This is a genomic window from Hyphomonas beringensis (genome assembly GCF_000682755.1).
Taxonomy (GTDB): Bacteria; Pseudomonadota; Alphaproteobacteria; order Caulobacterales; family Hyphomonadaceae; genus Hyphomonas; species Hyphomonas beringensis.
In genome coordinates this window covers 65,871-72,427 of the sequence record NZ_AWFF01000034.1, presented here as the reverse complement: position 1 = coordinate 72,427, position 6,557 = coordinate 65,871, and the positions used below count along the sequence as shown (strand labels likewise).

6 protein-coding genes are annotated in these 6,557 nt (G+C 56.7%); 1 reads left to right on the top strand and 5 read right to left on the bottom strand.

From position 1 onward, the window contains the following. A partial coding sequence (locus HY29_RS19870) for an alpha-L-fucosidase (RefSeq protein ID WP_422119920.1) occupies nucleotides 1–127 on the bottom strand: 127 nt, incomplete at its 3' end. Nucleotides 128–368: 241 nt separating this feature from the next. Here HY29_RS19870 and HY29_RS08465 point away from each other — a divergent pair. After that, complete coding sequence (locus tag HY29_RS08465) at nucleotides 369–698, top strand: L-rhamnose mutarotase (protein ID WP_034795553.1); 330 nt, start codon at nucleotides 369–371, stop codon at nucleotides 696–698. On the opposite strand, the gene HY29_RS08460 is transcribed toward HY29_RS08465, so the two are convergent. The 4 genes from HY29_RS08460 to HY29_RS08445 all read right to left on the bottom strand — a co-directional run bounded on the left by HY29_RS08460 (nucleotide 695) and on the right by HY29_RS08445 (nucleotide 6,439). Next, on the bottom strand, nucleotides 695–1,471 hold the full coding sequence (locus HY29_RS08460) for an IclR family transcriptional regulator (protein ID WP_034795549.1): 777 nt from the start codon (nucleotides 1,469–1,471) through the stop codon (nucleotides 695–697). The genes HY29_RS08465 and HY29_RS08460 overlap by 4 nt on opposite strands. A gap of 119 nt (nucleotides 1,472–1,590) precedes the next feature. Continuing rightward, nucleotides 1,591–2,235: a TetR/AcrR family transcriptional regulator gene (locus HY29_RS18410; protein ID WP_051601328.1), complete on the bottom strand. Its 645-nt coding sequence runs from the start codon at nucleotides 2,233–2,235 to the stop codon at nucleotides 1,591–1,593. A 143-nt stretch (nucleotides 2,236–2,378) separates the two neighbouring features. Continuing rightward, on the bottom strand, nucleotides 2,379–3,848 hold the full coding sequence (locus HY29_RS08450) for an MFS transporter (protein ID WP_034795544.1): 1,470 nt from the start codon (nucleotides 3,846–3,848) through the stop codon (nucleotides 2,379–2,381). A gap of 11 nt (nucleotides 3,849–3,859) precedes the next feature. Continuing rightward, a complete protein-coding gene (locus tag HY29_RS08445; protein WP_034795541.1) occupies nucleotides 3,860–6,439 on the bottom strand; it encodes a TonB-dependent receptor in 2,580 nt (859 codons plus the stop codon). Nucleotides 6,440–6,557 lie beyond the last annotated feature (118 nt).

The window sequence follows — 6,557 nt, the reverse complement described above, 5'->3', positions numbered from 1 at the left end:
CCCAGTGAATAAAGATGCCAAACTTCGCATCACGGAACCAATCGGGCGCCTCATGCGTCTGCAGGCTCTCAACTGTCGGTAAGTAACTCAAAGATCTGATCCCCCATTGCGGGCAATCAGAAGCCATCCACATCCGATGTGGGAACAGCGCAGGCTGCCTCGCATGATTTTCCTCCCTCGCCACCTCTATCCGGGTTGGCTGTTACTTGCTTTATACGCCCCGAGCGTTTCATATGCAACCTAGATGATCGTATATGAACGATATAATTTTGGAAAAATATCATCGCCTGCCCGGCCCGCTCATGGCAGCATAGTCAGTAAGAGGACTGACCGTGGCAGTCGAAGAAAGTTCAAGGGAGATGTAACTGATGGAACGCAAAGCATGGATGATCAAACTGAAGCCGGAGAAAGCCACGGAATACAAGGCGCTCCACGCTGATGCCTGGCCGAGCATTCTCAGCCAGATTACCGCGTGCAATATCCGCAACTACACGATCTTCCTGAGAGAACCGGAAAACCTGCTCGTCGGCATCTATGAATATCACGGCGATGATTTCGAGGCCGACATGGCGAAAATGGGCGAAGACCCGGACACGCAAAAATGGTGGGCCCTGACAGACCCATGCCAAACCCCGCTCGACTCAGCCGAGACGGGCGAATGGTGGGTGCCCATGGAAGAAGTGTTTCACCTGGATTAGGCGCCCTGAATGGGGACGTGCCCCAATGCGGCAGACACGCGCCCGGCCGCTTCCGCCACCAGACCCGGCGCGTCTTCAACGGTCACTGCGGCACGCCGCGTCACAACAAAGGGAACCGTCAGGCTGGCAACCGCGCCGCTGGATGCGGAGTCGAAGATCGGCGCGCCAATATCCGTCACCCCATCCACCATGCGAGAAGGCATGCAGACATGGCCAGTTTCACGAACCTGTTCGCACTGCCCCTCAAGCGAGTCGATCTCGGCAGCGCTGGCTCCACCCGCCTTCAGATCAGCGAGGATCTTGGTCTTCTGCGCGGGCGAGGCAAAGGCAAACAGAACCAGTCCGGATGCCGACTTCATGATGGAGCGCCGGTGGCCCAACCGTACACTGAAGCCGACATCATCTGGGCTTTCCGTGCGTGCGATCACCACGATCTGGTCCGAGCTGATAACGGCCAGTTGAATGGATTGCATCATGCGGCTGGCAAGCGCGGACATTTCCGGCAGCGCCGCCTCGTGCAAATTCATCTTCGGCGGGGACCGCATGCCGATCTCAAACAGGCGGTTGGAAAGCTGCAGCTTCTCCGGGTCATCCGTGCGCTCAACATATCCGCGCGCCTCAAGCACCACGACCATGCGATAGATCTCACTCCGGGAGCGGCCCAGATTCCGCGCAATATCTGAAATCGATTGCGGCACCCTCACCGTGGCGAGGCACTCCAGAATATCGAGCCCTTTCTCCAGGGCGGGGGCTTTATAGGGAAGTTCCGTCATGGCGTTTCACTTGCTCTGATCTGCCGGTCCGTTTCGGATATGAATGTCTCAAGGCAGACCACATCATATATGCAAAGCGGCTAATGTCTCCCCATTTGGCGCAGGCTGTGCCGCGCCTCCTATTTCAGCATCTGGCGTGCAGCCGGAATGGCGATGTCCAGCGCACGCTCAATTTCGACCCCAAGCTCAATCTTTCCGCCGGCCTCCACCCATTTGCGGTGCGGCAGGGATATGGCTGTCAGCAAGAGCGACACGACCAGTTCCGGTCTGTAGTCCACACTACGATCCAGCCCATATTCCGCAGCCACATAATTGGCGAAGATGTCCTGCTGCTCGCGGTCATATTCGCTCCATGCAAAGGCGAGGTCAGCCTCGTTCCGCAGTGCGTTCCACAGGGCGACGCCCGGGCGCGTATCCGCCTTCAGAGCATCTGCCAAAGTCAGCGCTTCGCTGCGGAAGAAATCCAGGAACGCCACTTCGCCCTGCGCCTGAGTGGCCCGGTCCCGCAGCTCATCCGCGCGCACAGTGACCAGGCTCAACGCAAGATCGCTCTTGGTTTTGAAGTGCATGAACAGTGTCGTGACGTGAATGTCTGCCGCATCCGCAATCGCCTGCATCGTGGTTGCGCCATAGCCATCCTTGCCGAACAGCTTTGCCGCCTCACGCAGGATAGACGCGCGCGTACGCCGGCGCCGCTCTGTACGGCGCGGATACTTTACCTCCGCCAAGCGCGCAGACTTGTCTGATTTGGAACGATCTACCATTACACTTCTCTTGAACCGGTCCTCTTGGACCGGCACGAATAATCTCCCGGGCCCTTAAGACACCCGCCCATCCGGATCAACAAATCCAGACTATTCATCTGCATATATCCTCACATTCGTGATCTTGGTCTCTTTGGGGACGGTCATGAAACCTCCTGCTTTAAATTTGGCTGCGGCGCACGCTTGCGGGCCAGCTCCTCTACCGCTGACTGATGATCTTCTTCCGAAACCGGATAGAAACTGGTGATGATCAGGGCTGCGCTGGTGAAGAACAGTGTCGCGAGCGAGAACACGATTGCCAGATTGGTAACAATGCTCTGCTCCACCTGACCGGGCTTGGCGCCTTCCGGAAAACCAACCAGCGTCAGGATCAATCCGGACACGAGCACGCCGGTGCCGGAAATGGTCTTGTTGACGAAGGTCGTCGCCGAGAAAATGAGGCCCTCGGATTGCCGCCCTGTCTTCAACAGGATCTGATCGGTCACATCCGCGACCATGGACGCGATCAGGATCGACGCCGCGATGACAGACATCACCACAACGGCCATGAACGCGAAGAGCAGCGGCACGAGCGCAGGGCTTCCATTGTCCGGGAACAGACCTAACAGCCTGAGAGCGACAGGCAGAACAATGGCCAGCAGGGTCAGGCTATAGAGCGCCAGGGTCGTCCATTTCTTTCCGAAACTCTTGGACAGGGGCAATACCATCACGAAGGCCAGCACAACGCCCAGGAGACCAGCAGATGTCAGGGCCGCAATCTGGTCGGCTGATAATTGCCAGAAATAAGTCTGAAGATAGATCATCAGCCCGGCATTCAGACCGCCCGCCATGGACCCGAAAATACTGCCGATCAGGATCGGGGCATTGGTGCGGTCGAACAGGGTTGAAAACATATTGCGCGCCGTTTTCAAGATCCCCTCATGTTGCGGCGGCGGCAATTTGGCCAGACTGGAGATGCGACTATGCGTGCCCAGCGTGGAGATGAAGATTGCCATCGCCATCAAGGGCGCCGCAATGGCGGCATAGCGATGATATCCCGACGCGTCCAACAGGCCACCCGGGCTGGCCGGGTCATCGGCAAAGATCATGCTGAACACAACGATACCCATCAGGATGCCCCCCACCACGCCAAAGAAAAAGCGATAGGCGACGAGCACAGTGCGCTCATGATAATCCTGAGTGAATTCCGCCAGCAGGGCGGTCGAGGGAATTTCATAAACGCCAATCGCGATCCGCGTTGCGCTGGTAATCACCAGAAGATACGCAAACAACATGACATCAGACACGCCCGCCGGAGGCATCCAGAGGGCAAAATACAATATGCCGACCGGCAGAACCGATGCGTACATGAAGGGGTGCCGCCGCCCCCACTTGCTCCGTAAACTGTCAGACCATTGCCCGACAATCGGGTCCAGCACGGCATCCGCGATCATGGCGATCATGATCGCGGCGCCGACCCAGCCCGCAGACAAGCCAATGACCTGATTATAGTAGATCATCAGCAAGGCATTGAAGCCATTGTCCTTGATTCCGAAAGCCACCGTACCAAGCCCATAAATGAGCTTGGTCGACATGGGCAGCTTTGCGGCGGCTTGAAGCGGTACCTGTTGCATATTTCCGCCCGTTAAAACCGCATCTGGATTTGTACACCAAAGGTACGCGGCGCAGTCATGTAGTAGGTCTGTCCGACCGTCCCGAAGGGCTGGTAGAGGAAGGTGCCCTTGGAGCCGTCAAAGCCCTGCTCATCGAACACATTCTTCACATAGCCGATGATACTATAGGCATCATCCACGCTTCTGAAGAGCGCGATCAGATCAACCTGCTCATAGGAAGGCGTCTCATTGTAAGACCGATTGAAGACGCTATGATAGGTCGCGTCCTGCCAGGAATAGTTCGCCGTCAGCGTCAGGTCTCCGCTGTCTGCCAACGGAACAGTGTAGCTGGCATTCAGGCCGAACTTGTTGGGAATGGTGCGCGGCAACATCTCGCCATCAAGGCTCTGAAATTGGTTTCCGCTTGGGTCCGGTTGCCCCACTGGGGTAGCGCCGGGCTGAGTGGCGTATGGGTCTGCAATGTCCACAAAGCAGCAAGCATCCTGAATTTCGGAGTCATTATACGCATAGCTGAACAGGAAGCGCAGCCTGTCCGTAGGCGACCAGTTCGCCTCCAGCTCAATGCCCTGCGCCGTCGACTCTTCCAGATTGAAGAAGCGTGTCAGGCGAAGGCCATTTTCCTGAACGTCGAGCGGAACCTGCAAACCGTCATAGCTGTAGTAATAGGCGGTCGCATTCACCTGCAGATTATTCCCCAGCGTCTTCTTGAGGCCAAGTTCGTAGGAGTCGATCAGCTCTTCATTCGTTTGCGGAAACTGGCTGATACCGCCTGCATTGAACCCGCCTGACTTGTATCCGCGCGCATAGCGGAAGAAGTAGTTTGAATTCATGTCAGGCTGCCACTGAATGCCCGCGGCCCCGCTCAAGGCATTCCAGGAATTCTTCAGGCGTCGATGTGCCAGCCCGGTGTTCGGGTCAATGCTCACCGCGCTGTCCACACCAGCAGCCGGCTGGAAGCTGATAGAGGAAGCCGTCAGGTCCAGAACCGGCGCGAAGATACCAGAGCCCCCCAGCGTGAAGCCCGGCGCAATGCCATATCCAAGCACGCGCACACTCTCGGAGCCTTCCTTTTCATCCATCGAATACCGAAGGCCGCCTGTGACCGTCAGCTCATTCGTCAGTGCATAATCCGCCTGACCGAACAGCGCATAGGATTTCGTCTTAATATCAGACAGCGCCGTAATGAAATCCCCACTTGGATTCTCAGGCGCCGCCAGCGGCGTTTTCATTTGCGGCTGGGCCGCATTGCCGAAATGCGATTGCTGGCTGAAGTCTTCTTCATAGGCATAGGCCCCGACAATCCACCATAAATCAGCATCATCCGAGGACTGGATGTTGATCTCATGGCTCCAATATTCCTTATCCTCGATATAGCCGAATGTGCGAGACGGATAGATCGTGGCCGGGGCACATACCTGACCGACATTCTCAAGCAGCCATTGGCAGTTTGGCCCACCTGTCAGCACCTCTCCGGCAGCGGCATTCGCCGGGTCCAGCGGATACGTATAGGATATCATGCTGGTATCGTCGTCATCCCGATAGGAATCGTAATAATATGTCCGGTAGCCCCCAAGATATTTGATATCGATATTGTCGAGGCTCCAGGTCGCTACGGTCGACAGGCCGTAATTGTCTTTGATCTTGGTGCTGGTCGGCGTGTTCACATCAAATGTGCGGATGTCATCAATCGCCGGATTGGTGGTTTCAGAACTCTTGCTGTTGAAGCCGGGGGTCAGAAAGCCAAAGGCCGGTCCGGGCGTCAGATACCCGTTCGGGAATGGCGCCCTGTCATATGGCCCGCCATAAATGGTCGTCCGGTTACGGTAGTTTCCACCTGTTGTGTCTGCCTTCAGCCAGAGAGAAAAATTCTCTGTGACATCAGCGTCCATCTGGAATTCCAGATAGCCAACCTCTTCGGCGCCGGCTTCGCTTGGGCCGCCGGCAGCATTCTTGAAATAGCCATCGGCCTGATTGAAGTAAGAGCCTGCAAGCTTGAGGTTCACGCCCTTGGCCACAGGGCCGGACACACTCGCATTGACCTCCGCCAGGGAGTAATTGCCGATCGTGACGCGCGCCTCGGCGGCAAACTCATCCGTCGGCCGCTTGGAGATCACATTGATCGCGCCGCCAATAGAGTTCCGGCCATAGAGCGTGCCTTGCGGACCGCGCAGCACTTCCACGCGCTCTACGAAAAAGTCGCTTTTGGAGATGGCCGCCGTCGACGCATCATAGATACCGTCCGAATAGGTCGCCACGCCCGGATCAGAGCCGTTCGTGTTCGTCTGGCGTCCCACACCGCGGATGAACACGCGATCATCCCCGGCGGAAAATGCCAGGCTCGGCGTGAACCGCGACAGGTCCGACAAATCGTCCAGTGCCAGTTCTTCACGCAGGTCTGACGTGAACGCCGTGACCGACACGGGCACATCATTCAGGTCCTGCTCGCGCTTGACCGCCGTGACCGTTACCTGGTCCAGTTCGCGGACTTCATCGCCGGTATCGACCGGTTCATCCATTTCCTGAGCAAAGACGTGTCCACCCGTCATAAGCGCAATGGCGCTGACCGCAGCCACCATAGGTGCTTGTTTCATTTTGGTTTTCCTCCCGAAGGTCTTTTTATCGTCCTGAGTCTCTGCCCGGATCTTCGGAAAGTGTAAGATAGATTAATCTAGTCGAATAGAGTTATCTTGAAAAATATCTCGCATGGGC

Coding starts and splice junctions, on each gene's coding strand:
- HY29_RS08465 (WP_034795553.1), top strand. CDS start 369: ATGGAACGCAAAGCATGGATGATCAAACTGAAGCCGGAGAAAGCCACG.
- HY29_RS08460 (WP_034795549.1), bottom strand. CDS start 1,471: ATGACGGAACTTCCCTATAAAGCCCCCGCCCTGGAGAAAGGGCTCGAT.
- HY29_RS18410 (WP_051601328.1), bottom strand. CDS start 2,235: ATGGTAGATCGTTCCAAATCAGACAAGTCTGCGCGCTTGGCGGAGGTA.
- HY29_RS08450 (WP_034795544.1), bottom strand. CDS start 3,848: ATGCAACAGGTACCGCTTCAAGCCGCCGCAAAGCTGCCCATGTCGACC.
- HY29_RS08445 (WP_034795541.1), bottom strand. CDS start 6,439: ATGAAACAAGCACCTATGGTGGCTGCGGTCAGCGCCATTGCGCTTATG.